We start from the raw sequence: 26,422 nt of genomic DNA on the forward strand, positions 1-26,422 counted from the left end.
TAGAGGCAATATGTTATTATTGCTTTGTTATTATATAACAAATAATAATATTTTAAAACCTAAAGTCTATAAATTAAGAATAAAATTATTTCTCTTAAAAATAGCATTAAAAATAACAAAATTATTTAATTAAATTAACTATCTCATCTTTAAAGTTTGAAATACTTTTCATGCTTGTAATGTTTAAAGTTAGTTTGTAATTAACATTATTATTGGGGTTCATACTAACTAATTTCTTTTGATTTTCATCATCTATTTTTACTCAATGACCTCTGTTTGTTTTGTCATGGATGTATACAAAATCATTATGTTTGGAAATGATTTTGTATAAAATTTCACTTTGTGTAATTCCTATACAAATTAAATAATCATAATTATAATTAGGATTTATTCCATTAAATTGAAATGTTGGATTCTTTCTACCTTGTCTTGCTGTTTTAATTTCTAAATATAACTTTTTACCCGTGTCTACTATAACATCATATTCATTGTGTATTGTTTTATTGTTATTACTTAGAATTTTTATTCCATAATAATTAAACAATTCTCTAATAAATTTTTCACCAATTAAACCAATAGCATTCCCTTCGAATTCAACTATTTTTCAAAATATATTGTTAATATCCTTTTTATCTAATTTTAATTCTTTGTATTTTCTTCAATTATTTTTAACATTAAATCATTTTCAAACATAATTACTCCTTTTCAAAACCATTATCATATAATAATTCATAAATATGATTTTTACCTATGTGTCTACATGAATTTGTAGCTAATGAACTATATTTAACTCAATTTTCTTTTTCTATTAAGTTTTGAATTTTGTTTTTTTCTTTTATATTTGTAGTATTAATCTTAATTGCTATTCCACTACCATATTTAACATCTTCAAATTTTTTAACAACTTTGTTTTCTTTATAAAATGTAGAAGATAAATAATAGTCTGCTTGTTCTTCATATATTCATTTTTTTCCACACTCTCTATTTTTTGCAGTTGAAACAGTAAATACATCTAAATATTTCTTAAAGGGATTTTATTTTTTGTATTTATATCAATTAAATGTTTCGTTTGCTGGATTTGAATAATTTTTGGACCATATTTGAAAAACACATTTAACATCTATGTTTTTATCATCTACAGTATAAAAAGAATTTTCAGGTAGTATTTCCGAATGTAACAAATTATGATTTTTAACGCGGTATTGAATACTTCCTTTTCCTTTGCTTTGAAAAAACATAGGTAAGATAAAACATATAAAATCAGCATTAATAGAATGATTCATAAATTCTAATGCTAATACACCACGATGCCAAACGGAGGATTTCCAATGACAATAAATTTGTTTTTAGGTAATTCAAATTTTAAAAAGTCAGATTTAATTAAATCACTCCTTCTAGGTTCTAAATCTATACCTATTCTTTTATTTTTAGGTAATAAATCAAAGAAACAACCATCTCCAGAGCTTGGCTCAACTCATATATAATCTTTAATGTTTTCATATTTTGATATTACTTCTATACTGATATTAAATAATTTTTCTGCTATGTCTCTTTTGGTAAAGTATTGATCTAGTTTATTTTTTGAATTTTCCTTCATTTTCTTGCCGTTTACATATTTCATTTAACCCTCAATTTCTTAATATAATGTATTGAATAAATTATATTGATTATTAAGATTTATATAAGTAAATTTATTCATTTAATAATTAAAAATACAAGAGATTATCTTGTATTTTTAATTATTAATCTTCATCTTTTGATTGAATATTTCTACGTTTAATTATTTCATCAGCTATATTTTTTGGTGTTTTTTCATAGTGATCAAACTGCATTTGATATGTTCCACGACCACTTGTCATTGATCTTAGTTCTGTTGAATATCCGAACATTTCAGCAAGAGGAACCATTGCTTTAACAATTACTGCTCCATCATTTCTTTGTTCTTGGTCATTAACTAATCCTCTACGACGTGATAAATCACCTATTACATCTCCGATATGATCTGACGGAACAACAACAGAAACATCCATAATTGGTTCTAATAAAACAGTTCCAATTTGATCTTTTGCTTTTGTAAGAGCTTTAGAAGCAGCAATTTTATATGCTAATTCTGATGAATCGACATCATGGTATGAACCATCAAATAAGGTTGCTTTTAGGTCAATCATTGGGTAACCAGCTAAAATACCAGCTGCCATTTTTTCTTCAAGTCCTTTTTGAATTGATTTAATGTATTCTTTTGGAATTTTTCCACCTACTATTTTATCTACAAATTCAAAACCTTGGTCTGGATTTGGTTCAAATTTAATTCATACATGTCCATATTGACCTTTACCACCAGATTGTTTAATGTGTTTACCTTCAACATCTGCTGATTTAGTAATTGTTTCACGATATGAAACCTGAGGAGCACCAACTTTTGCTTGGACACCAAATTCACGTTTTAAACGATCAACAATGATATCTAAGTGTAATTCACCCATACCTGCAATAATTGTTTGTCCTGTCTCTTCATCAGTATAAGTTCTAAATGAAGGGTCTTCTGCTGCAAGTTTTTGTAAACCTAAAGATAATTTTTCTGTTGCAGCTTTAGATTCTGGTTCTAAAGCTTGTGAAATAACTGGTTCTGGGAAAATCATTTTTTCTAGAATTAGTTTCTCAGATTTTTCATCAATTAAAGTATCTCCAGTTGTTGTGTATTTTAGACCAACTGCTGCTGCTATATCACCAGCACGACATTCATCTATTTCAACACGACTGTTTGCATGCATTTGTAATACACGTCCAATACGTTCTTTTTCACCTTTTGTAGAGTTATATACATAACTTCCTTTATTTAAAACTCCACGGTAAACACGGAAGAATGTTAATGAACCAACAAATGGATCGTTCATTACTTTAAATGCTAAAGCAGCAAAATCTCCTTCATCTGTTGCTTCAACACTAACTTCTTCTTCACCTTTATGAGCTTTAATAGCAGGAATATCTAAAGGAGATGGTAAGTAATCTACAACTGCATCAATCATTTTTTTAACACCTTTGTTTTTGAATGATGTTCCACATACCACTGGGAAAAATTCTGATGTTAATGTAGCTTTTCTAATAGCTTCTTTGAAAGCAGGAATTTCTACTTCACCACCTTCTAAAACTTTCATCATTAATTCATCATCAAAAGCAGCAACTACTTCTAATAATTCTTGACGTTTAATTTCTACTGTATCTTTTAATTCCTCTGGAATTGCTGTAGCAAATTCTTCTTCTTGTGCTTCACCATTATATGTGTATGCTTCTCTGGTAACTAAATCTATTAAACCTTTAAAATCTGATTCAGCCCCTATAGGTCATTGAATAGCAACTGCATTTCCACCTAAACGTTGTTTAACTGAAGCAACAGAAGCAGCAAAATCAGCACCTGCTTTATCCATTTTATTAACATAAACAATACGTGGTACTTTATAGTTTGTTGCTTGTCTTCAAACTGTTTCTGTTTGAGGTTCAACTCCTGATTGAGCATCTAAAACTGCTACTGCACCATCTAAAACACGTAATGAACGTTCAACTTCAATTGTAAAGTCAACGTGCCCTGGTGTATCAATAATATTAATTCTTTTTCCTTTTCAGAAAGCTGTGGTAGCAGCAGAGGTAATTGTAATCCCTCTTTCTTTTTCTTGTTCCATTCAGTCCATTTGTGAACCACCATCATGTGTTTCACCTATTTTGTGAATTTTACCTGTATGGAATAGAATTCTTTCTGTTGTTGTTGTTTTCCCTGCATCAATGTGGGCCATGATACCGATATTACGGTAATCTTTTAAATCGTAATCTCTTGCCATATTTAAATTAAATAACTAGAAGATTATCATCTAAAGTGAGCAAAAGCACGGTTTGCTTCAGCCATTTTATGTGTATCTTCACGTTTTTTAATTGCTCCACCTGTTTTGTTTGATGCATCTATAATTTCATTAGCTAAACGAACATCCATTGTTTTTTCGTTTCTTAATCTAGCATATTGTACTAATCATCTTAATGCTAATGTTTGTTTTCTACGAGCAGGAACTTCAGTAGGAACTTGATAGTTAGTTCCACCAATTCTTCTTGTTCTAATTTCTAATTGTGGAGTAATATTTTCAACTGCTGCTAAAAATACTTCCATTGGTTCTTTGTTTGTTTTATTTTTAATTAATGTAAAAGCTGAATATAAAATATCTTGTGCTATTGATTTTTTTCCGTCAAGCATAATTTGGTTAATTAATTTAGTTACGACTACAGAATTGAAAACTGGATCTGCAAGTACTTCACGGATTGGTGCACTCTTTTTTCTTGACATTTGTCCTCCTAATTGATAATTTTTTTAACTAAATATATGCTTATTTTTTAGCCTTTTTAGTTCCATATAAACTACGACCTTGGTTACGTTTTGTAACTCCGGCTGCATCTTGTGTTCCACGAACAATGTGGTATCTAACCCCCGGTAAGTCTTTAACACGACCACCACGAATTAAAACAACTGAGTGTTCTTGTAAGTTGTGTCCTTCTCCAGGGATATATGCTGTTACTTCCATTGTGTTTGATAATTTAACACGAGCATATTTACGTAATGCTGAGTTAGGTTTTTTAGGTGTCATTGTAGCAACACGTGTACATACACCACGTTTAAATGGCGAAGCCATTTTTTTAGATTTTTTAATTAATGAGTTGTAGCTTAAACTTAATGCAGGTGCATTTTGTTTTTTAATTTTTGAACTACGACCACTATTAACTAATTGGTTTGTTGTTGGCATTATTTCCTTCCTTTAACATATTACATTTATAAATTTAATAATATAGCTATTTCAAAATAAATTAGCTTTATAATTATACCCTAACAACACCTCCGTGTGTTTCATATTTTTATTTTTTTTAACCCTTATATTTAGGGATAAAAGTTATTATGTTAATAATAAAATTCCAAATATTAAATAAAAAAATAAAATTCTTAACAAATTTAAGAATTTTATTTAATTAATTTTGAAAATTGTCATAATCATTTATCAAATGTTAGTAAAACTTCATCAATTAACGGCTGAACTCTTTTGCTTCATTCGAATTCTTCAATACCAATTAATATGAAATTTAAATCATTAATAATATTTTTTGTTGCTTGTTCATATTCAAATTCTTGACTTGTTAGTTCATTAAGTGAACTTAATTTTAAAACTTCATTATACGAACCTAGAGCTAAATTATTTTTCATTAATATTTTTTCTGCTACTTCATCAACAAAATCATTAACTTCATTTCTTAATTTATCAACTTCTTTATGTATTTCAAAGAATTCAAGTCCTTTAATATTTCAATGTATATTACTTAATTTTTGATAAAAAACTTGTAAATTTGCTTGTAATTTTTTTAATTCTTGTATTTCTTTCATAATAACCTTTCTAAATTTTAAATGATTTTTTATTTTTATTTATTTGTTTAAACATCTCTGTTTCTTCATTATAGTTTTTATTAAAGGTTTTATAATAACCCAAAAAAGTTCTTTCATCAATTAACTTTTCTTTTAGCATTATTTCTAGGTAATATAGAATAATTTCTTCACTAAAAAAATATTGTTCATTATTATAAAAATTAACTATTTCATTAACTGAATCAAAGATTAATTCTTTAAGTTTTTTTGGATAACTATATTTTTCTGAATTAACTTTAAATTCTTCTCTATCAACGATTTGTAAATCCTTGTTTGGATAACTCTTACAGTCTAAATCATAATCAATAAATTTAATCGTATTATCTTCAAATATAGGATATGAAGATAAATTAATATAATAAGAATTTCCAATATTTTTCTTTATCATAACTATAGAGTTATACATTGAATATTTAGGTATAAATCAAAGTGCATCATCATTGTATTTTCATCCATTAGAATTTTTTTGAATTTCAATAACTTTTGTTCCTTTTAAAGATAAAACTATATGTCTTTTATTGTGAAATATAACTTTTGCTTGACTTCATTGACGATATAAAAAACCATTATGTTTGTATGCTTGAACATTTATTTGCATACCAACTTTTATATCAGTAAAATTTCATTTCATATTAAACTATTTTTATTTTTATCTGTCCATTTTCGTTTATAACTTTATATTTCTTAAAGACAGGTTCTTTTACATTTCAACCTCTAGTAGTTGTTATATCTCTTGAAGTAGGTAGATTAATTTCTGAATCTTCTAATTCTCCTTCATCAACAATTGAATTTTGATTTTTATCATCTCACATATATATAGTTGCATCATCTTCAACATTTATAAAAGCATTTGAAATGTATGAATAAAAGTGTTCATTTAAATTATTTTCTTTTGAAGTTCCTGGATATAGTCTATTGTTTATTTGTTTTTGACGATCCTGTGTAATTTCATTATTTTGTACCATTTTTGCTCCTTGGTCAAATTCTTTATGACCAAAGAAAGAAAAAGCATCATAATAATTTATATAACTTTGACCTATTATATTGTTTTCTCTATCCTTAACTACAATACCTTCATATTTTTTGTCTTTTAAATAACCTGCAAATTTAACTTTATTTGCTTTTGTATTATCTACATTAACTGAACCTCTACTTACTCATTTTCAGTCAGATTCATAATAAATTTGTGAAATAGTTTTTCCGTAACCCATTGTGTTTAAAAATAAATCATAAAACTCTTGCGATCTAGATTTTGTTTTTGATTTATCTAGTTCATTAATTTTTCTAACATTTCTAATAATTGGATTACCTAAAACATTTGTTCCGATTCTTCTTCTTTGAACTTCATCATATCTATATGGACTTATATCAAAAACTGAATTAGGTGTCATAGTGGCATTTATTGCTCTACCTGCATAATTACCTTCTGTTTCAACTGTGTGTCCATCTTTAAACATAAATTGTCTACGAGAACTATCAAAGTTATTTAAATAAACTTTTGATCAATCTTCTGCGTTAGCAGATGGAGAAAAATATGCAGCTTCAATAGAATCAGAAGAATTAGATTTTTTAAAGTAATGAATTCCGAATCAAGAAATGCTTGGTAATTTTTTTTGTGCATTTTCTGCTGCTTTATTTTCATCATTCATTGAAAAATAAGATTCAAAAGCATACTTTGTATATTCTCTTGGTAATAATTCTGTTAAAGAATAGTTATATTTAATTTTTTTGTAATCAGTTGAAAATGAACCAGATGGAGAATAATATAATTCACCATAATTTACAGCTCTTGCATTTTCCGGTGAAACAGTACCAGAATTTGCTATGTCTCAAATACTTTTTGGACTTAGTCTTCTATATAAAAACTTCTCTGATTCAACAGGTAGAGAACTAGGAGATCAAGCACGAGCAAAATCAAACACTTCTAAGTCATTTCTAGTAATATAACCTTTTTTATCAACGTCATAATTTAATAAAGTGTAAAAATTATTTGCAAAATAAGAATCTCAATACTGTTTTGAACCATGAGTGTGATTTTCGTGAGATTCACCATATGGATTATAATAAATTGGAGTATGATTTTTATCGTTTATTGTAATTGTCTCGTCAATATTTTTTTCAGGACTTGTTCTAAGTGCAGTTTCTGGATACGAAGCAGATCAATGGTGCATATATTCGTGAAATACAGTCGGCATTAAGCCACCAATTATTTCATATAAATTAAAACCTTTTTCTGCATATATAGAACCATTAATATAAATGTTCTTTGTATTAGAAATATATAAACCATTTGCTTTATCACTAATTACATTAAAATCATTTACATTAATTGCTTCTAAGTCAAAAACTTCAGTTCCAAATGGCACTTTTCTTTTGAACTCTTGCGCTAAATAAACTAATCCATTTCTACCTAGTAAATACCTATTATTACCATCACCATCTGTATGATAACTATAATCTCTAAAAATTATTTTTGTATAAGGGTCAGAATATTGTAAATAAAATCTATTATTAGAATCTTTTTCTTCTTTAATATCATTAATATTTTTTATAGAAGTTCTATTGTAATAATCTAAAGCACTATTTTTTTCTTCTTGTGTATAAGATTTTGGTAAATAAACTTCGTTTTCATTAATTTTTAATATGTTACCGAAGAAAAAGTTAGATTCATGAGAAAAACCTAAATCATTTGATGGGGGTGGTGTAATCATAGGATTATGCGGTTCTACAATTGGTTCAGGATTAATTGAAATAATAGGTTCTGATTCAGAATCTTTTGGTTGTTTTTCATCATCAGTCGGAATAAAACTAATTATATTCTCTAATAAATTACAGCTACTTGAAATAGGAAATATTAAGGAACTTAAGAAAGAAATTCCAATTATTTTTTTAATATGTTTTCTTATTTTTTTCATGTCAATCCTTACTCATAAATTTTAATAAATTTATTAATTAATTTATTTATAAAATACAAAAATAATTTTTTTGCTATATTCAAGAAATTTTACTTTAAATATATATTATTATAAAGTAATATAATATAAATATAATGATTAGTTATTTGGGAAGTTATGAAAAAAATATCTGAAAAAAATTCCTTTGCTATTATCACCTATTGCTATAAGTTCAATAGCTATGTCTTGTTCTGAAGAGCAAAAAGAACCAAATAAAAAAAATGAAATAAGTGTACAAGATTATAAGAATAAATTATTATCTAAAATTTCTCAACTAAAAGATAAAAAGGTTTTGAAAATGCTATAAATACTAGTGCTACAAGTGAACAATTACAAAAACTAGAAGTAGAAATAAATAAAGCAATTAATGATGAATTTCAAAGTGCTTCTTTTGATGAAGTTAAAATTAAAACAATTTCTTTATTGGATCAATTAAAAAACAAAAAGGATTATCAATCCCAAATTGATAAAGCTACAACAAAAGAAATGCTTTCTATAATACAAAACAAAATCTATTCAGATCTCGAAAAACAAAATGATATCAATGGAGAAAGTGTAAGAGAAGCAATTTCTATTTTTAATGAAATTACAAGCAGACCAACATATTCAAAACACTTTACAATTGTAGAAACAGGGGGATTTAGTAGAAGAACAATGTTAGATGTTCTCCCTAGTACCATTGTCCAAAATTCTGGAAATTGAACAATCATTATTAATCCAGAATTACAATGAGCTATTCAAGGTACTCCCACTAGATTTACTGCTTCATTTACTCGTGCTAAAAACGATAATAAAACAGGTAATCTAACTGCATATATTAATTTTAAAAATAAATTAAACAATTTTAGTCAAACAGTTAAAGTTAATTTATCTGGTTTAAAATCTAATCCACTAGGAGTTGATGAAAATGGTACTTTTTTAGAAGAACCTAATGAGGATTTAAAAAGTGATTTAGAGCTTTATTATGAATCAAATCAAGATGAGAGATTTAAATTAGATGATGAAAAATATTTAAATGTTTTAAAAAGACAATTAGCAGGTAGGGAAATCGATACATTAAATAAAAGAAGACCAGAGTTAGTATCTAACAATCAAGATAATATTAAAAAATATAATGATTTAGCAGACAAATTAGGTTTATCAAATTATGAAAGTGCTGCTTGAAAAGGATTTGGTTTCCAAAATATAACTATGATGGAACAGTCCAAGGATTATCTATTTATAATCAACCAGAACCAATCAAAGCTCCAAGTTGAGTTGATTCAATCGGAAAAAACCATAATAAAATTTTAGGTTTAGCAAGAACAATAACAAATGAAAATTATGTAAGAAAAGCTAAGCAAACATTTCATATTGGTTTTTCAGGAACTAAAATTCCTGTGCCATTACACAATGGTAAAATCGCTGATAGAGATCAAAGAACAACTATCTTTTACAAAGATATTGTTAAAAAACTTGAAGATAGCAATACTAAAACAGAATTAACAAATTTTGCTAATTCTGTGACTGAACCATATAATATTTCTACAGCAGTAAAATTAAAAACTAAAGTAAATGAAGAATTACTAAAAATTAAATCCGAACAAGAAATTGAAGAAATTAAAAAATCAGTATTAAAAGACTATGTTAATAATTCAAATTTAATTCCTACTTCTAAAAATAGTTTATTAGAAGATATCAATATAGGTAGAACAAACGCAGATGGTATGTTAGACCAGTCTTCTGGTGAATCAGGAACAATATGATTAATGGATTATCAAAAAAGATCAGATGGTAAATATCCACCTAAGTTCTATTTTGGAACTAATTTACATGTTGCTGATGCAATGATAGAAGGATCATTTAATAGTTATAGTTTAGTAAGATTAAACAAAGAAATCGGAATTTTAAATACATTAAAATTAATTAATCTGGATACCGATAAATTTACATCATTTTATTTTAAACCCGAATCAATTAAAAGAGTTTTTGATGGACGTGATTATTTAACAACTTCTCCAAAAGATTTTTTAACTAACGACCAAAAACAAGCATATGAAAATGTTGAAGAATTTTTAGATTTTGCTGTTTTAGAAATCGATTTTGAAAAAGATACAAATAATACTTTTGAAAGAGATAAATCAGAATTTGCAAGAATAATAACCAATGATTATGCATCTGAAGAAAATAAAGAAAATCAAATAAAATTTAAAAATGAATCATATTTAAAAAACTATGACAAAATTAATTTTCCTTTAAGAACTAGAAATTCAGAAAACTTTGATTTTAACTCGATTGACCAGTTGTTTATTTTAGGGTATCCATTAGCTGTCAGAGATCATTTTCTAGAACCATATGTAGATGATGATCAATTAAAATTTATTCAATATGATTATTCTTTATGAACAAATGCAGATTATACATTTTATAAAATTAATCTGGGTGAAGATGATGATAGAAATGCAAAAATTATTGAAAGACTAAACCGTGGAAACTGACTATCTTATAATATAGGTTATCGTACTTTTAAAAATAAAGCCGGAATAAACGATGCATTCTTATCTGCACCAAGAATTGGTTCAAACTTATATAAATCATCTGCAGGTAACAAAGATTATGTAGCATTTGGTTTACAATATATGCCTAGATGATATGTTCCTTATGGAGGAGCATCTGTTCTTCTGTAAGAACTCAAAATAATGAATTAGTCGCTGTGTTTCATTCAGCTAATGAATCAACTAAAACTGGTCTAGCTGCTGCGTTCAGATCTGAAGGTTATGATTATAATGGTTTATTTGGTACATATAATTTACCTCAATATGACTTAATTTATGGTGGTGGAAAAACACAAAAAAATTCCTATAGACAAGCATTAAAAGAACTATACAAAACACAAAATATTCAAACTAACTTATTCCCTAACGATTTAGATGATTCTCAAATACCTAATGAATTTAGATTTGAAGATGAATTAATAAATCCACTAAAAGATAAATAATTTAAAAAAAATTAGCAATAATTTCAAAATAAAGTAAAATAACATTATGAATTTTAAGACTTCTGATTTTACAACAGAAAAGAATGAAAACCAGGTTGATGAAAACCTTGTTTTTGTGTCCTTAGTTGAAAATCAGGAGTTTTTAAATAATTTAAATTGATTTAAAAAAAATATTGATCAAGATTATTCATTTGACATAAAAAAAATATCATTAAAACCTAAATTGAAAGACTTTTCTAGTTTTAAATTTAGTGATGAATTAAATGAAATTATTAGTTCATTTATAGATTTAAAAATATCATTAATTACACCTAATGATATTTTTATTAATGATTTTGATTTATGTAACCAAGATGAATTAAACAAAATAAAAGAAATATTAGATTTAAAATAGGAAGGTAAAAATGAAAAAAGTTAACATAGCAATTGATGGACCTAGTGGAGTAGGTAAATCAACAGTATCAAAAGAAATAGCAAAGCGATTAGGATATAACTTTATCAACAGTGGTAGTGTATATCGAGCAATTGCTAAAAATGTAGTTGATAATAAAGTGGATTCTCGCGATGATAAAGGTGTTATTGCAACACTAAAAGAAGGGATGATTAAATTATTAGACGGGGATAAAATTGAGTTAAATGGTATTGAAATATCAAAAGATATAAGAGCTGATTATATATCTCAAATAACACCAAATGTTGCTAAAATACCAGAAGTTCGTCAATTCGTAGTTAATTACCTTCAACAAATGACTAAAAGAAAAAAAGGTTATATTATTGATGGAAGAGACACTACTTTTAGAATAATGCCTCATGCTGAAGTTAAGATATTTTTATGGGCTCAAGCCGAAGAAAGAGCTAAACGTAGAGTTAAACAAAATGCAGAACTGGGTTTTAACACTGAATATAAAGAAATATTATATGAAGTAAAGAAACGTGATGAGCAAGATATGAACAGAGATTTTGATCCGTTACACAAAACAGAGGATGCTGTATATATAGACTGTACTGAATTAACAATTGAAGAAGTTGTTCAAAAAATAATTAATCTTGTTAATGAAAGGATTAATTAATGAAAAATACTGTTGCAATAATTGGTAAACCCAATGTTGGAAAAAGTACTTTATTTAACAGAATTATAGGTAAAAAAATATCTATAGTTTATGACCAACCAGGTGTAACAAGAGATAGATTATATGAAAAAATTAATTGACTTGGTAATGAAATAAAATTGATTGATACCGGTGGAATAGAAATAGAAAACAAACCATTCCAAGAACAAATACAAATTCAGGCTAAAATAGCAATAGAAGAAGCAGATGTTATTATTTTTTTATTTGATGGAACAAACGAAATTACAAATGATGATATGTTTATAATGAACATATTACGTAAAAGTAATAAACCTATAATAGCTGTTGCTAATAAATTAGAAAATAATCAAGAATTTGATTATGGATGATACAAACTAGGTGCTGACTATATATACCCTATATCAGCATTACACGGTGAAGGAATTGGTGAGGTTTTAGATAAAGCTACTGAATTTTTAGATTTTTCTTCTGATGATAATCAAGAATTATTTAACCTTGCTATTATCGGAAAACCTAATGCAGGTAAAAGTTCTTTATTAAATAATTTAAGCAAAGAATATAGATCAATTGTTTCTAATATACCTGGAACAACAAGAGATAGTGTTAAATCACAAGTAGAAATCGAAAACAAATGATATAACATCATAGACACAGCTGGAATTACACGTAAATCAAAACTTATTGAAAGCGTTGATCACTATGCATTAATGAGAGCCATGAATTCTCTTTCAGAAGCAGATTTATCCTTGATAGTAATAGATGCAACACAAGAGGAAATATCACACTTTGATTCTAGAATAATTGGTTATGCATTAGAAAATGAAAAACCAATTATTATAGTTATCAATAAATGAGATTTAGTAGAAAAAGAAACTAACACAATGTCTGATTTTGAAAAGAAACTCAGAAACAAATTCCACTTTGTTCCTTGAGTTCCATTTGTCTTTATTTCTGCTAAGTTTAACCAGAGAATAAATAAGTTGATTTCTACTTTAAATGAAGTAAGGGAAAACCTTCAAAGAGATATAAAACCTTCTTTAATATCAAACTTAATTTTAGAAACTCAACTAATTCAACCAGCTCAACCATTTAATGGTGGTAGATTAAACATATATTATGCTCGTAAGGAATTAGCAAAAATTCCTACATTTACTTTTTTTGTAAATAATAAAAAGTTTCTCCACTTTTCATATCAAAGATTTCTTGAAAACCAGTTAAGATCAACTTTTAATTTTAAAGGTTGTCCTATTAAAATGAATTTTAAAAATAAAAATAATGCATTAGATTAAATTTCATAAAATTAGACTATAAAATTTCTAATAATTCTTTTGTTAGTTTCCCACTTATTTATTAAAAAAATACTTAAACTCCTGTACTATAGTGGTTTAAGTATTTTTTATTTAATTATTTATTTACAATTTTCAATGGATATATATTTTAAAAAGGTATAGAAATTATACAAACATTTTTTGTAATAAACCTTCTTTGATTTGTTTAAGTTTATTTAGTTTGGAATTGTAAAGATTGATAAGGGTATCAATCTTACTAAAGAAGTCTCCGATTTTTTGTTGTTCATATATGTTTTTACTTAAAAACAACTCTATTTTCTTAAGATTAAAAATTGCTACTGTTGGTATAGTTCCTACTGTTATTTTTTCTGCAACCTTACTTTGAAAATTTTCTGATTTAAGTAGATAATAAATAAATTCAAGATTAAACTTCTTTTTTATTATCATTCCAACTATACCTTGTTTAGTTGATAAATCTACCTTATTTATAGACACATTCCCTATTGTTGCTCCATTACTAAAAAGAATATTATTTTTGGGTATTATTCAAGCAGATGAATTCTTCAGTCCTAATTCACTTATTTTTGCTTTTGTATTGTATATATATTTATTCGCCATATCTTCTATTTTTGTGAAATAAAATAACCCAGGTTTGTAATAAATATCTTTATTTGTATCAGGTGTACCACCTTCGCTAGCAAATGAATATATGTTTTCTAATTTCTTTTCTTCTCACTCTCCCTCAAATCCTTTAAATCTTATTCTAGGTACTTTTGAATTACCTTCTGGAAACATCTTTTGTAAGAGAGTTTGTTTAAGTTGCTTAAGTTTATTGAGTTTTGATTGTTCGATGGTAATTAGATTAGAAATCTGGTCTAAAAGTTTTCCGATTTTTTGTTGTTCAATTAATTCCTTTGGAAACATAATATCCATATCAGTTATTGTGTTCATTCTAATTGAATTAACTGTAGCAGTATATGACATTAATATAGCTCTTTTATAAAAGTTTTGAGAAAAATAATAATAAAAATACTTAGGTCATATATTTTGAAATTCATAAATAAGGTAACAACGTTGATGTAAATCAAATTTTCCATTAACATAGTGAAATATTTTTCCTATGTTACCATCTCCTACTGTAATAACACCTTCAACATCAAAAATATATTTATTACTTTTATAAATTTCTTCTGACCTTATATATAAGTTATATTGTCCTCATTTATTGTTATCAGATGTATTGCTTTTGCCATTTGTGACTTTGGCAATATATTCTAATCTCTCCTCTTTTCACTCTTCATCAAACCCTTTAAATCTAACAGATGGAACTAAAACTTTTTTCATAATTACCTTTATTTATTTAATTATAACATTATAAGTCTCTAAATACAGACATATAATGAGTATATAAATTTAAATCAGTATTATTAAATAATAAAATGATATGTATTATATAACTCAAATATGTTATATTTAAAAAAGATTTTTTAATAGTTATTAATTTATTTCAAATTCAGAGATTTTATACATAGTAAATTAGATATATAAAAAGACGAATTTCCCTATTTTATAGGTGTTTTCGTCTTTTTATCTTAATTAACTCAGAAACTCAGGATAATATTTCTGTTATAAATTATTTTTTATTCTTGACTTAAATTAGTGGTTTTTTCTTCTCATTGTAGGAAATAATAAAACTTCTCTGATAGATTCTTTATTTGTTAATAACATAATCAATCTATCAATACCTATTCCACATCCACCAGCAGGAGGCATTCCATATTCTAAAGCATCAATAAAGTCTCAATCGATTTCACTTGCTTCATCATTCCCGTTGTTTTTTTCTTCTAATTGAGATTTAAATCTTTCAAGTTGGTCTATTGGATCTGTTAACTCTGTATACATATTGGCATATTCTTTTTTGTTTATAAAGAGTTCTGCTCTTTCTGTAAATCTTGGGTCTGTAGATTTTGCTGTTAATGGTGATATTTCAATTGGGTGTCCATAAACAAAAGTAGGTTGGATTAAGGTGTCTTCTATTAATTCTTCAAAAAGTGCATTAATTATATGACCTACCTTGAAGAATTTTTCAATTTTTACTTTATATTTCTTTGCTATTTCAATAGCTTTGTCTAGTGATATATTTCTAAAGTCTTCACCTGTTGCTTCAGAAACAGCATCAACCATATTAATTCTCTTAAAACGTTGTTTTAAATTAATTTCCTGCCCTTTTATCTTTATAGTATGAATATTTAATTTTTTAACAAGATATTTAAAGAGGTTTTCAGTTCTCTTCATCATACCTTCTAAATTTGAATAAGCTTCATAGAACTCAATAGAAGTAAATTCAGGATTGTGTGTTGTATCAATACCTTCATTTCTAAAGATACGTCCAATTTCATACACACGATCTATACCACCTACTAGTAATTTTTTAAGTGGTATTTCTGTTGCTATTCTTAATAAAAATTCTTGATCTAAAGCATTGTGATGTGTTTTAAAAGGTCTAGCAGAAGCCCCAGATAAATAATCATGTAAAATTGGTGTTTCTGCTTCCATATAAGATAAATTATTAAAATATTTTCTGATTAAAGTAATGATATGTGATCTTCTTCAGAATAAGGTACGCGCTTGATCTTCAAAACTTACAATTAAATCTAAATATCTTCTTCTATATCTTTCTTCTACATCGGCTAATCCATAAAATTTATCCGGTAAGGGCTTTAATGATTTAGTTAATAGTTTAAGGAATTTTGACCTGATCGCTAACTCACCTGTGTGAGTTTTCATCACAATTCCTTCTACATAAATAATATCACCAATATCTAAAGTATCATATAGTTTAGTTTGATTTTCATCTAATTTTTTATTAAAATAAATTTGATTTTGATGATCATAATCCTTAATTACTAAGAAAGGTCCTCTAATAGCTATTATTCTTCCTGATACTGCTACTTTTACTTGTTTTTCTTCTAATTCTTCCCTCGTTAACGGAAAGCATTTCATTAAAATACTGTCAGATAAGTGTAATTTTTTTAACCCATCTGCAGTTGAAAAAGGTTGAATCCCCAATTCTTCATATTTTTTTAATTTAGCACGTCTAACTAATTCTTGTTCTGTATGTTTTTGCATTTTTTTCCTTTATTTAAAGTTCATTTTACAAATTTTAAAAAGCGAGTCTTCGCCAAATTTTTTTATAAATTCTTCTTTTTGTTCTTTGACTTTTGAATTAGCACCTCAAAGAAAATTAAAGTCTCATTCTTTATTTTGTTTTTCCATTTCAAGTATGAATATATATCTTGCTATGATTGATGCACAAGCAACTGACAAATGAATTGATTCTGCTTTGTGTTGAAAGTAAACTTCAACTTTTGAGTTTGATAAAATTTGAAAAAAATTCATTTTTTCAAATTTTTCTTTATATTTGATAATTGCATTAAATGTTGAATACTGATCTATAAGGATGATTTGATTATTGTTATTTTCAATATGGTATTTTTCTTTATATTTGATAATTGCATTAAGATGAGTTAAGTATTTAATTTCATTTGAATTAAATTTCTTTGATATTATGGAATTATAACCGGATTGACTTAACTTATATGAAGTATAAGGAATAGTATTAATTAATTTTTTACCAATATGTATGATTTGATGTTTACTTAATTTTTTTGAATCCTTAACCCCTAATTCTAATGCTCATTGTTCTTTTTCTTTAGGCAAAAAAGCACACACTGAAATAATCGGACTAAAATAATCACCTACTCCTGTTTCATCAATACCTAAAACATTTTTGTTTTGATAATCAACATTTAATAAACTATCGTAAAAATTCACTATTCTTCCTCTGCTTGACTTCTTTTATATCTTTTTTCGTTTGATTTGTTTATTTCTGCTTGAGGATTATCTAAGAATTTATTAATATATCAACCAACTCCACCCTCTTTATTTGTTTTGTTAATTTTAACTGTTGCATAACGTTTTATATCTTTAGTTGAATTCCCCATTGCTACTGATACATTAGCAATTTTAAACATAGGAACATCATTAAATCCATCACCTAGGGCAACTGTATTTTCTACTTTAACATCGTAGTATCTAATTAGCATACTTAATGCTTTTCCTTTATTAGCTGTAATGTTTGTCATATCAAACACAGGACTTAATCCTTCTCCTTTTGATCAATAAGAAAATTCTGCTAAATCTCCGTATCTTGATTTTAGATAACACCTTAATTTTTCAACATCTGTTGTTTTTTTAACATCAAAAATTATTCCTGTAGGCATTAAAGGTATTTTATGAAAATCTAAACCGACTCTTAATTTTGATGTAGTTGAAAAACCAAAGACATTTTCTAAATCTTCATCTCTATGTTGTAATTGAACTCAGTCTGGGCCTTCAATTGCTAAATTTGTAATTTCGTTTTGGATTTTTTCATCACCTAAAATATATAATGCTTCATTTAAATTTAAATATTTTATGTATGGAATAAATTCATCATCATATGGATGGTGAATATGTGCACCATTGTAATTTGATACAACTGTATCTAAACCTAAAGTATCATATATGAATTTAGTACTTCTTCATGGTCTCCCTGTTAAAATACAAACTATATGTCCTTCTTCTTTTGCTCTTTTTATTGCTTTTAATGTTTGTTCATGAACTTGGCCAGTTGCACTTGATTGCAAGGTAGTTCCATCTAAATCAATTGCAAATAAATATCTTTCTTTTTGCATTTTTACCTCACTAATTATTTTTATTGAATAAAATATGTTATTTTTTTTAATTATATCATATAAAAATTACTATTTTTATATGTAATTAATTTATAAATGTGCATATTTGTTATTTTTTATTACTCTGTTTTATTTTTTGTTTATAATTATCATATAACTTTAAGAAATCTATATATGAGCATAGATTATGAGGTATGAATGATTAAATATAAAAGAATTTTAATTAAACTTTCAGGCGAAGGTTTTGCTAATAAAGAAAAACATTTAGCTATTGATAATGATTTAGTTAAAAGAATAGCTTTACAACTTAAAGAAATTGTTAATAAAGGAATACAAGTTTCTATTGTTATAGGTGGAGGAAACTTTTGAAGAGGTGCATCTGCTGAAAAAAATGGTATCCCTAGAAATAGAGCTGATTACATTGGTATGCTAGCTACCATAATGAATGGTCTTGCTTTAAGAAGTGGTTTTGAATTAGTAGGACTAAAATCAAGAGTTCAGAGTTCTTTAAATATGGATCAAAAAGTCGCAGAAAATTATATTAATGAAAAAACAATTAAATACTTAAAAGATGGTGAGGTAGTCATATTTGTTGGAGGAACAGGAAGACCTTTCTTTACAACTGATACTGCTGCTACTTTATATGCATCTGAAATAGGTGCTGAAGTCATTTTAATGGGGAAAAACGGAACAGATGGTGTTTATGATAGTGATCCTAGAAAAAATAACAAGGCAATTAGGTATGACAAAATAACTTATGATGAAATTTTAGAAAAAAAATTACAAGTAATGGACTTAACTGCTACAAGTATGGCTAGAGACAATAATATTAATTTAATTATTTTTAACCTTCTTGAAGATAACTCAATAATTAGAGCACTAGAAGGTTCTATAACACACACAGAGGTAACTAAATAATGCAATTAGAAGAATATTTATTAGAATTAAGTGATAAGTGTGAAAAAGCAATTAATCACTTTAAATTTGAAATGTCAAAAATTTCAACAGGTAGAGCAAATCCACAAATAATAAAAGGGATAAAAATTAATTATTATGATTCATTGATTTCATTAGATGAAATTGCAAACATAAGTATCCCTGAGCCACAACAATTATTGATTAAACCATATGATATTACATCAGTTAAAGATATAGCAAAATCAATCGAAAAAGCAAATATAGGTGTTCTTCCTGTAGACGAAGGAAATCAAGTTAGATTAACTTTTCCATTATTAACTGTTGAACGTAGAAAAGAAATGATTAAGAACCTTTCTAAATATACAGAACAAGCAAAAGTTGGTGTAAGAAATTCAAGACAAGACATAAACAAATTAATTAAAAGTAATGAAGAATTATCTGAAGACGAACAAGAAAGATATTTAAATTCTGTCCAAAAAACAGTTGATTCTTATATTGAAAAAATTAATGAATTAACCAAGTCTAAAGAGAAAGAATTAATGAATAAATAAAAATGGATTTTTAGCTTTAAAATCCATTTTTTTATTATAAATTCGCCATTGAAACATCTTGTTTTTGTGTAGCGGATGCTACAAATAATGGTAAAGTTTCTAGATTTAACATTGAAGCAACTATACTTGAAGGAAATGTAAATAGAATTTCATTAAATTGATTTACATATGAATTATAAGTTCTTCTTGCTGCTTGCAATTCTCTTTCTAAATATGTAGATTGGTTCATTAGTTCTTTGTATAATGAACTGCTTTGTAATTCTGGATATGATTCAGAAACAGCCATTAATCTGCCAAAAACACTACTATTTAATTTTTCTAATTCGTTTGCGTTTGCAATTCCACCTTGCAATGTTAAAGCTCTCATTTTAGTAATATCTGATAATGTTTCTTTTTCAAATTCTTTGTATGATTTTACCTGATTTACTAATTTGGTTAAAGTATCATAACGTTGATTTAAAATAACGTCAATTGAGCTAGCTGCATTATTAACTTTAAATTGTAATTGATTAAATCTATTTCTTTTTACAAAGTAGTAAATTAAACTAAAAATAACTAAGCCGATTACTCAAAAAAATACTTTAGAAGCAGTGCTTGCACTTGCTTTTTTTTCTGAATTATCTACGTTTGGTTGAAATCCTTCTGGATTACTTGGTTTTGATGTATTTATTAAATTTGACATTAATTCTCCTTTATTAAATTATATAAAATTAGTTAAAATCTGTAAATACTTCTACATTTTCTGGTAATTTTCTTTTTAATTTAGATACCAGAAATTTTGGATGAAAATTAATTTGATTTAATTCATTAATATTAATTCATTTAAATGTTAATTTATGACCATTAATGTTTGTTATTATTTCTTGTTTTTCAAAAATTTCTTTATTTTTAGGAATAACTGATGCTATTATAGATAATTCATGATATTGTTTTTTATTAAATTCATTAAAAAATGATGATTCTACCAATCAATGTTTTTTAATCAATTTAACATCTAAATCTAGTTCTTCTTTTAACTCTCTTTTTATTGCATTATTTATTGATTCAGATAAATTCACCTTTCCACCAGGTAAATATCAGTAATTGTTTCAAGGGTCACTTGCTATTAATATTTTATTTTTATTTTTTATTATTATACTAACTCTATATTTAAATTTTGTTCCGTTTTGGCCTTCAAAAAATACGTCTTCCATATTTATCATCCTTCAAAAAATATAAAAAGACCACTAGACACAACACTTCCTCATATGGCTGCTATATTTCTATCCTGACCAAGTTAGTGGGTTATTGTTCCAATGGCAAAATAATTATAACATATATATTTATTTTGCATTAGTATCAGGATATATAAACTGTTAAATAAATTAATTCAATAGTTTTTGGTTTTTATTTCCTATAGATTTTATAAGTTTTGATTAAAAAATATTTATTTCTTTTTGAAAAATTATTTTGTTTAAAAATAAAAAATTATGAGCAAATACATAATTACAAAATAAATTTATTAATATCTTATATAATAAAACCACATATGAAAAGATATAAAAGTATTGAATTATTTGCAGGTGCAGGTGGTTTGGCAATCGGTTTAGAAAAAGCAGGTTTTGAACATATAGGTTTGGTAGAAATTGACAAAAATGCTGCTAATACATTAAGGTTAAATAGAACTAAATGAAATGTTATTCAAGAGGATATTTCAATTCTTTCAAATCAAGATTTAGAAAAGAAATTTAATATTAAAAAGTTTGAACTTGATTTGCTTTCTGGCGGTGCTCCTTGTCAAAGTTTTAGTTATGCTGGTAAAAGACTAGGTTTAGAAGATATCAGGGGAACTATGTTTTATCATTATGCAATGTTTTTAGAAAAATTAAAACCTAAATTCTTTTTATTTGAAAATGTTAAAGGTTTATTAAGCATAGATAAAGGTAAAACATTCGAAACTATTTATGATATTTTAAGTTCTAAAGGTTATGAAATTAAATATAAAGTCTTAAATGCTTATGATTATAGAGTTCCTCAAAAAAGAGAAAGATTAATACTTATTGGAATTAGAAAAGATTTAATTAATAAAGTCAATTTTAATTTCCCTTTAAAAATTGAAGAAAAAATTGTATTAAAAGATATTTTATTTAATGTACCTGAAAGTTTAGGTTCTAAATATAGTAAGGAAAAAGAAGAAATATTTAAACTTGTTCCCCCTGGTGGCTATTGAAAAGATATACCAGAAGAAATAGCAAAAAAATATATGAAGTCTTGTTGAGATATGGAAGGTGGTAGAACTGGTATTTTAAGAAAAATGAGTTTAGATGAACCTTCTTTAACTATCTTAACTACTCCACAAATGAAACAAACTGATAGATGTCACCCTTTTGAAAACAGACCTTTTAACATAAGAGAATCTGCAAGAATCCAAACATTTCCTGATGAATGAGTATTTACTGGAAATATATCAAGCCAATATAAACAAATAGGTAATGTAGTTCCTTGTAATTTAGCATTTGAAGTTGGTAAGGAAATTTATAAATCACTTAAGGAATTAAATGACAAAGTATAATTTAACTTTTATCAATGAAGTTGATTTTGAAAATCATATTCTTGAAACTATATTACAATATCAAAAATCCATACAGTCTTTTGACCTTAATAAATTTTTGAAAAATAAAATAGATCCTATTAAACTTTTATTTGATAGTGTAATATACAACAATAAATTAGAAGAAACAATTAAACAAGAAATAAATAGACAAAAAGATAAAACAAACAACAACATAATTGGTTATTTTCATCAAAATATTTTTAAATACATAAAGAATTGTTATGTCCCAGAAAAAGGTTGAGATGTTATTTTTACTCATCCTAAAACTAAAATAAAATACTATATTGAAATTAAAAATAAACACAATACAAGAACTCTTCTAATGCTAAATTCATTCATAATAAAATGCAAATACATAACAAGGAAAATCCTAATGGTGTTTTTATATTGGTTGAAGTTATTTCTATGCACAGTTTTAATAAAGAATGAATAATAAATAATAGTAAACCAAATCCAAATATCAGAATTATGTCTATTGATTATTTTTATGAAATTGTTACAGATATTCATGATGCTTTATTCAACTAATTAATCAATTACAAATATCACTTAAAAACGTTTTAAATAAGTTTCCTCAAATTAAACAAAACTCTAAAGATACTGTTTTAGAAGAATTAAAGTCAATTGATGAATATATATTAAAAACTCTTTATAAAATAACTTTTGAATCATATAATCGTTTTGATTACAAGACTTTAAACATACCTATAAAAAATAATAAGAATTAAATTAATACAAAAGGAATAAATATGGAATATTATTATGCATCTATAGTTTTAATACTTTTGAATGTACCAACATTTATTATTTCTATATTTTTTTAATTTTTATTAAAAAAATAAAATTTGAACTCTTCTTTGATGTATATGATAGATTAAAAAGTATTAAAGAGGAAATTAAAATAAATGTCATTTTTAAAAAAGCATATGATTATCAAGTTCAATTATTAAGGAAATTTTTGAGAATATATAAATATTGATGCTTTTTTATCTTTTTGTTATGGATTGTAACAGCTGCTTTTTTTGTCACTTAGTTACAATGAAGGTTGATTATTTTAGCAGTATTTATGATGAAGTTTTAGATGCAACAGCTATTACTTGAATAAATTTTTTTATTATATATATGATTCACTTAATTTTTCTTTCTTTAAATTTTGATAATATCTTAAAAAAATAAGAAATTATGATTCTATAGTTGATAAATATCTGTCTTTTAAGGATAAAGGTTTTTATTTCCAGATAAATATATAAATATATGTAAGAATTAGAAAAAGAACTTATTAGTATCAACAATAAAGTTGATTCAATAAAAGAAGTTGAATGAGTTGTAATTAATGAAAGTCCCAAAACAGATTATTACTTTAATGGTGGTGCTGGTGGGAAGAATTTAGTTTTTAAAATTTAAAAACTAATGAAGAAAAAATTCTAAATGAAATGTTAAGTTTAAGTAACTTAGAATTAGAAAAATACAATATGATAAAGATTTTTAATTCAAAACTAAATGAATGGTATATAAGAAAATTGCCTAATAAAAACAAAGAGGATAATTTAGGATAATAAATATGAAAATTAAACTAAAAAACTTCTAAAATTATTTTCTTTATCTATTTTATTTTCTCTCGTTTTAGTGAGTTCTTGTTCATTATTAGAAATAATGAACCTAATCATCTGGTTTTCAAATATTTAAAACAAAAATATTGGTATAAAGATGTTATTGATATTACTGAACAATGAATTCAAGGGAAAAAAGATTTATAAATTTTTATAACATAGATAATTATTATCTAAATTATCATCCTAAAGATGAATATGAATTTATGGAATCATATAGATTTAATTCAAGAAACATCTGAGATGGATGAAATGTTCGTAAATCTAGTGGAAATCTTCCTTTCGGTTTGGACGAAACCTTAACAATATATTCAACTTATGATGGTATTGAAAATATAAGAGGTTATGATTTATTATATGTTAAGGAGAATTCATTTTTATTTGAAACAATAAAAAATTCTTTGAAGACAATAACAATTTAATAGTTATTAGAAGATATGAATATTTAAACTATTTTAATGAACCACCTAAAAAATTGTAGGAATTAATTTAAATTTTTTTAGACAAAAATAAAATAAATATGACTGTAAATCATAAAAAAGGTTTCTTATGATATGAAGATAAATTTATAAGACAAAATGAAAATATTAATTTGTCGCTTATAATACATAACTTACGAAAAGAAAAAAATTATTCTGATTCACTCAATCGATCTTTTTCTTGAACAAAATCTGAACAATGTTTTGTAATACCTACAAATAAAAATTATAAAGATTTTCAGAAAATAGATAAATTCGAAGTTCTGTTATAAGAATAATTTAATACAAAAAAATGAATACATAAATTGCTTTAAATTTATTAATGTATAATATAAAAGATTTTATATAAACTATTAATATTAAAGGAGAATTAATGTCAGCAATTAAAAAAATACATGCTCGTGAAGTTTTAGACTCACGTGGTAATCCAACTGTTCAAGTTGAAGTTTATACTGAATTAGGTGGATACGGATCTGCTATGGTCCCTTCAGGAGCATCAACTGGTTCTAGAGAAGCGTTAGAACTAAGAGATAAAGGTTCTAAATATGAAAACAATTGATTTGGTGGAAAAGGTGTAATGTTAGCTGTTAATAATGTTAATCAACAAATTGCCCCAAAAATTCAAGGTATTGAAGTAACAGAACAACGTTTAATTGATCAAACTATGATTAAATTAGATGGTACACCTACAAAATCAAAACTAGGAGCTAATGCTATTTTAGGTGTTTCATTAGCTGTTGCAAGAGCTGCTGCAAATGAATTAGAATTACCATTATACAAATATTTAGGTGGATTTAATGCTCACCAATTACCTGTTCCAATGTTAAATGTTATTAACGGTGGAGAACATGCTTCAAATACTATTGACTTCCAAGAATTTATGATAATGCCTGTTGGAGCAAAATCTATTCGTGAAGCTTTACAAATGGCAAACTTTGTATTTCACAACTTAGCTAAATTACTAAAGAAAAATGGACATGGAATACAAGTTGGGGATGAAGGTGGATTTGCACCTAACTTCAAATCACATGAAGAAGCACTTGATTTCTTAGTTGAAGCAATTAAGGTATCTGGTTATGTACCTGCTACTTCAGGTGATAAAGCAGTTGCTATTGCTATGGACTGTGCTTCATCTGAATTATATAAAGATGGTGTTTATACATTCGGAAAATTAAAAGAGGCAATCGAATCTAAACAACCAGGCTTTGAACATTTAACTAATGTTAAATTAACTTATACAACTGATGAAATGATAGAATACTTAAAAGGTCTAATCTCAAAATACCCAATTATTTCTATTGAAGATGGTTTAGCAGAAAGTGATTGAGCTGGATTTAAAAAACTAACTGCAGAAGTAGGAAAAAAAGTTCAAATTGTAGGTGATGACTTAACAGTAACAAATACTGAAATCTTAAAACGTGCTATTGAAGAAAAATCAATGAACTCTATTTTAATTAAAGTAAATCAAATTGGTTCATTAACTGAAACATTTGATGCTATTCAAATGGCACAAAAAGCTAATATGACAGCTGTTGTATCACACCGTTCAGGTGAAACTGAAGATACAACTATTGCTGATATTGCTGTTGCTATGAATGCAGGACAAATTAAAACAGGTTCTATGTCAAGAACAGATCGTATAGCAAAATACAATAGATTATTGGCTATTGAAGAAGAATTAGGTATGTCTTCAGAATTCCAAGGAAGAAATTCATTTTACAATATTGAGAAATAAACATTAAGAACCAGGAAACTGGTTTTTAATGTTTATTTTT

Annotated in this window: 29 protein-coding genes and 1 other RNA gene; 14 read left to right on the top strand and 16 right to left on the bottom strand. The window is 25.9% G+C overall.

All coding sequences use genetic code 4. The features are described from left to right. Window positions 1-121: 121 nt before the first annotated feature. The 9 genes from RRG59_RS00320 to RRG59_RS00360 form a co-directional block, all read right to left on the bottom strand. Complete coding sequence (locus tag RRG59_RS00320; RefSeq protein ID WP_322902364.1) at window positions 122-715, bottom strand: hypothetical protein; 594 nt, start codon at window positions 713-715, stop codon at window positions 122-124. A 319-nt stretch (window positions 716-1,034) separates the two neighbouring features. Next, window positions 1,035-1,283 (bottom strand): hypothetical protein, encoded by a 249-nt coding sequence (locus RRG59_RS00325; RefSeq protein WP_322902366.1) that lies wholly within the window; start codon window positions 1,281-1,283, stop codon window positions 1,035-1,037. A gap of 11 nt (window positions 1,284-1,294) precedes the next feature. After that, on the bottom strand, window positions 1,295-1,621 hold the full coding sequence (locus RRG59_RS00330) for a hypothetical protein (RefSeq protein ID WP_322902368.1): 327 nt from the start codon (window positions 1,619-1,621) through the stop codon (window positions 1,295-1,297). A gap of 121 nt (window positions 1,622-1,742) precedes the next feature. After that, window positions 1,743-3,833, bottom strand: a complete 2,091-nt coding sequence (gene fusA, locus RRG59_RS00335; protein ID WP_322902369.1) for an elongation factor G — start codon at window positions 3,831-3,833, stop codon at window positions 1,743-1,745. Between the two features lie 23 nt (window positions 3,834-3,856). After that, window positions 3,857-4,327 carry a 30S ribosomal protein S7 gene (rpsG, locus tag RRG59_RS00340; RefSeq protein WP_036430556.1) on the bottom strand — a complete coding sequence of 157 codons (471 nt, stop codon included), beginning with the start codon at window positions 4,325-4,327 and terminating at the stop codon, window positions 3,857-3,859. A gap of 40 nt (window positions 4,328-4,367) precedes the next feature. Then, a complete protein-coding gene (gene rpsL, locus RRG59_RS00345) occupies window positions 4,368-4,781 on the bottom strand; it encodes a 30S ribosomal protein S12 (protein ID WP_036430558.1) in 414 nt (137 codons plus the stop codon). 212 nt (window positions 4,782-4,993) lie between these two features. After that, window positions 4,994-5,410 (bottom strand): Dps family protein, encoded by a 417-nt coding sequence (locus RRG59_RS00350; RefSeq protein ID WP_322902370.1) that lies wholly within the window; start codon window positions 5,408-5,410, stop codon window positions 4,994-4,996. Window positions 5,411-5,420: 10 nt separating this feature from the next. Then, on the bottom strand, window positions 5,421-6,080 hold the full coding sequence (locus RRG59_RS00355) for a DUF402 domain-containing protein (RefSeq protein ID WP_036430562.1): 660 nt from the start codon (window positions 6,078-6,080) through the stop codon (window positions 5,421-5,423). A 1-nt stretch (window position 6,081) separates the two neighbouring features. Then, the gene (locus RRG59_RS00360; RefSeq protein WP_322902372.1) at window positions 6,082-8,364 is read right to left on the bottom strand and encodes an MYPU_1760 family metalloprotease; all 2,283 of its coding nucleotides are present in this window, start codon (window positions 8,362-8,364) and stop codon (window positions 6,082-6,084) included. A 184-nt stretch (window positions 8,365-8,548) separates the two neighbouring features. On the opposite strand from RRG59_RS00360, the gene RRG59_RS00365 reads away from it, so the two are divergent. The 7 genes from RRG59_RS00365 (at window position 8,549) to der (ending at window position 13,760) form a co-directional block, all read left to right on the top strand. Continuing rightward, complete coding sequence (locus RRG59_RS00365; protein WP_322900490.1) at window positions 8,549-8,710, top strand: hypothetical protein; 162 nt, start codon at window positions 8,549-8,551, stop codon at window positions 8,708-8,710. A gap of 116 nt (window positions 8,711-8,826) precedes the next feature. Beyond that, complete coding sequence (locus RRG59_RS00370) at window positions 8,827-9,696, top strand: hypothetical protein (RefSeq protein ID WP_322902374.1); 870 nt, start codon at window positions 8,827-8,829, stop codon at window positions 9,694-9,696. Beyond that, complete coding sequence (gene mip / locus RRG59_RS04030) at window positions 9,621-11,069, top strand: Ig-specific serine endopeptidase MIP (RefSeq protein ID WP_419198147.1); 1,449 nt, start codon at window positions 9,621-9,623, stop codon at window positions 11,067-11,069. The genes RRG59_RS00370 and mip overlap by 76 nt, the downstream gene beginning before the upstream one ends. 26 nt (window positions 11,070-11,095) lie before the next feature. Further along, window positions 11,096-11,380: a hypothetical protein gene (locus RRG59_RS00380; protein ID WP_322902375.1), complete on the top strand. Its 285-nt coding sequence runs from the start codon at window positions 11,096-11,098 to the stop codon at window positions 11,378-11,380. A 46-nt stretch (window positions 11,381-11,426) separates the two neighbouring features. Next, complete coding sequence (locus RRG59_RS00385) at window positions 11,427-11,774, top strand: hypothetical protein (RefSeq protein WP_322902377.1); 348 nt, start codon at window positions 11,427-11,429, stop codon at window positions 11,772-11,774. Between the two features lie 10 nt (window positions 11,775-11,784). Further along, window positions 11,785-12,450, top strand: coding sequence for a (d)CMP kinase (gene cmk / locus RRG59_RS00390; protein WP_322902379.1), 666 nt, complete (start codon window positions 11,785-11,787; stop codon window positions 12,448-12,450). After that, window positions 12,450-13,760: a ribosome biogenesis GTPase Der gene (gene der / locus RRG59_RS00395; RefSeq protein WP_322902382.1), complete on the top strand. Its 1,311-nt coding sequence runs from the start codon at window positions 12,450-12,452 to the stop codon at window positions 13,758-13,760. The genes cmk and der overlap by 1 nt, the downstream gene beginning before the upstream one ends. Window positions 13,761-13,925: 165 nt before the next feature. On the opposite strand, the gene RRG59_RS00400 is transcribed toward der, so the two are convergent. The 4 genes from RRG59_RS00400 to RRG59_RS00415 all read right to left on the bottom strand — a co-directional run bounded on the left by RRG59_RS00400 (window position 13,926) and on the right by RRG59_RS00415 (window position 18,496). Beyond that, on the bottom strand, window positions 13,926-15,104 hold the full coding sequence (locus RRG59_RS00400) for a restriction endonuclease subunit S (RefSeq protein WP_322902383.1): 1,179 nt from the start codon (window positions 15,102-15,104) through the stop codon (window positions 13,926-13,928). Between the two features lie 312 nt (window positions 15,105-15,416). Then, window positions 15,417-16,889, bottom strand: coding sequence for a lysine--tRNA ligase (lysS, locus tag RRG59_RS00405; RefSeq protein WP_322902385.1), 1,473 nt, complete (start codon window positions 16,887-16,889; stop codon window positions 15,417-15,419). A gap of 9 nt (window positions 16,890-16,898) precedes the next feature. After that, a complete protein-coding gene (locus tag RRG59_RS00410) occupies window positions 16,899-17,594 on the bottom strand; it encodes a ribonuclease HIII (protein WP_322902387.1) in 696 nt (231 codons plus the stop codon). Then, window positions 17,594-18,496 carry a Cof-type HAD-IIB family hydrolase gene (locus tag RRG59_RS00415; protein ID WP_322900581.1) on the bottom strand — a complete coding sequence of 301 codons (903 nt, stop codon included), beginning with the start codon at window positions 18,494-18,496 and terminating at the stop codon, window positions 17,594-17,596. The genes RRG59_RS00410 and RRG59_RS00415 overlap by 1 nt, the downstream gene beginning before the upstream one ends. Before the next feature lie 198 nt (window positions 18,497-18,694). Between RRG59_RS00415 and pyrH the strand changes: the two genes are divergently transcribed. Together pyrH and frr are read left to right on the top strand one after the other, a co-directional pair. Further along, window positions 18,695-19,414, top strand: coding sequence for a UMP kinase (pyrH, locus tag RRG59_RS00420; protein ID WP_036430842.1), 720 nt, complete (start codon window positions 18,695-18,697; stop codon window positions 19,412-19,414). After that, the gene (gene frr / locus RRG59_RS00425) at window positions 19,414-19,965 is read left to right on the top strand and encodes a ribosome recycling factor (RefSeq protein ID WP_322902389.1); all 552 of its coding nucleotides are present in this window, start codon (window positions 19,414-19,416) and stop codon (window positions 19,963-19,965) included. Before pyrH ends, frr begins: the two co-directional genes overlap by 1 nt. Window positions 19,966-19,999: 34 nt before the next feature. On the opposite strand, the gene RRG59_RS00430 is transcribed toward frr, so the two are convergent. The 3 genes from RRG59_RS00430 to ffs all read right to left on the bottom strand — a co-directional run bounded on the left by RRG59_RS00430 (window position 20,000) and on the right by ffs (window position 21,267). Next, window positions 20,000-20,647 carry a LemA family protein gene (locus RRG59_RS00430; RefSeq protein ID WP_322900579.1) on the bottom strand — a complete coding sequence of 216 codons (648 nt, stop codon included), beginning with the start codon at window positions 20,645-20,647 and terminating at the stop codon, window positions 20,000-20,002. A gap of 28 nt (window positions 20,648-20,675) precedes the next feature. Next, window positions 20,676-21,158, bottom strand: a complete 483-nt coding sequence (locus tag RRG59_RS00435) for an NUDIX hydrolase (protein WP_322902390.1) — start codon at window positions 21,156-21,158, stop codon at window positions 20,676-20,678. Window positions 21,159-21,182: 24 nt separating this feature from the next. Continuing rightward, window positions 21,183-21,267, bottom strand: an RNA gene (gene ffs / locus RRG59_RS00440) — signal recognition particle sRNA small type. A 226-nt stretch (window positions 21,268-21,493) separates the two neighbouring features. Between ffs and RRG59_RS00445 the strand changes: the two genes are divergently transcribed. The 5 genes from RRG59_RS00445 (at window position 21,494) to eno (ending at window position 26,382) form a co-directional block, all read left to right on the top strand. Beyond that, window positions 21,494-22,516 carry a DNA cytosine methyltransferase gene (locus RRG59_RS00445; RefSeq protein WP_322902392.1) on the top strand — a complete coding sequence of 341 codons (1,023 nt, stop codon included), beginning with the start codon at window positions 21,494-21,496 and terminating at the stop codon, window positions 22,514-22,516. Continuing rightward, window positions 22,503-22,991, top strand: a complete 489-nt coding sequence (locus tag RRG59_RS00450; protein ID WP_322902394.1) for an Eco47II family restriction endonuclease — start codon at window positions 22,503-22,505, stop codon at window positions 22,989-22,991. Before RRG59_RS00445 ends, RRG59_RS00450 begins: the two co-directional genes overlap by 14 nt. Then, window positions 22,904-23,086 (top strand): Eco47II family restriction endonuclease, encoded by a 183-nt coding sequence (locus RRG59_RS00455; RefSeq protein ID WP_322902396.1) that lies wholly within the window; start codon window positions 22,904-22,906, stop codon window positions 23,084-23,086. The genes RRG59_RS00450 and RRG59_RS00455 overlap by 88 nt, the downstream gene beginning before the upstream one ends. A 1,201-nt stretch (window positions 23,087-24,287) precedes the next feature. Then, window positions 24,288-24,590, top strand: a complete 303-nt coding sequence (locus RRG59_RS00460; RefSeq protein ID WP_322902398.1) for a hypothetical protein — start codon at window positions 24,288-24,290, stop codon at window positions 24,588-24,590. A 430-nt stretch (window positions 24,591-25,020) separates the two neighbouring features. Continuing rightward, window positions 25,021-26,382 carry a phosphopyruvate hydratase gene (eno, locus tag RRG59_RS00465; RefSeq protein ID WP_322902400.1) on the top strand — a complete coding sequence of 454 codons (1,362 nt, stop codon included), beginning with the start codon at window positions 25,021-25,023 and terminating at the stop codon, window positions 26,380-26,382. Window positions 26,383-26,422: the final 40 nt, after the last annotated feature.

This window comes from Mycoplasmopsis felis (assembly GCF_034647055.2).
GTDB classification, from domain to species: domain Bacteria; phylum Bacillota_I; class Bacilli_A; order Mycoplasmatales; family Metamycoplasmataceae; genus Mycoplasmopsis; species Mycoplasmopsis felis.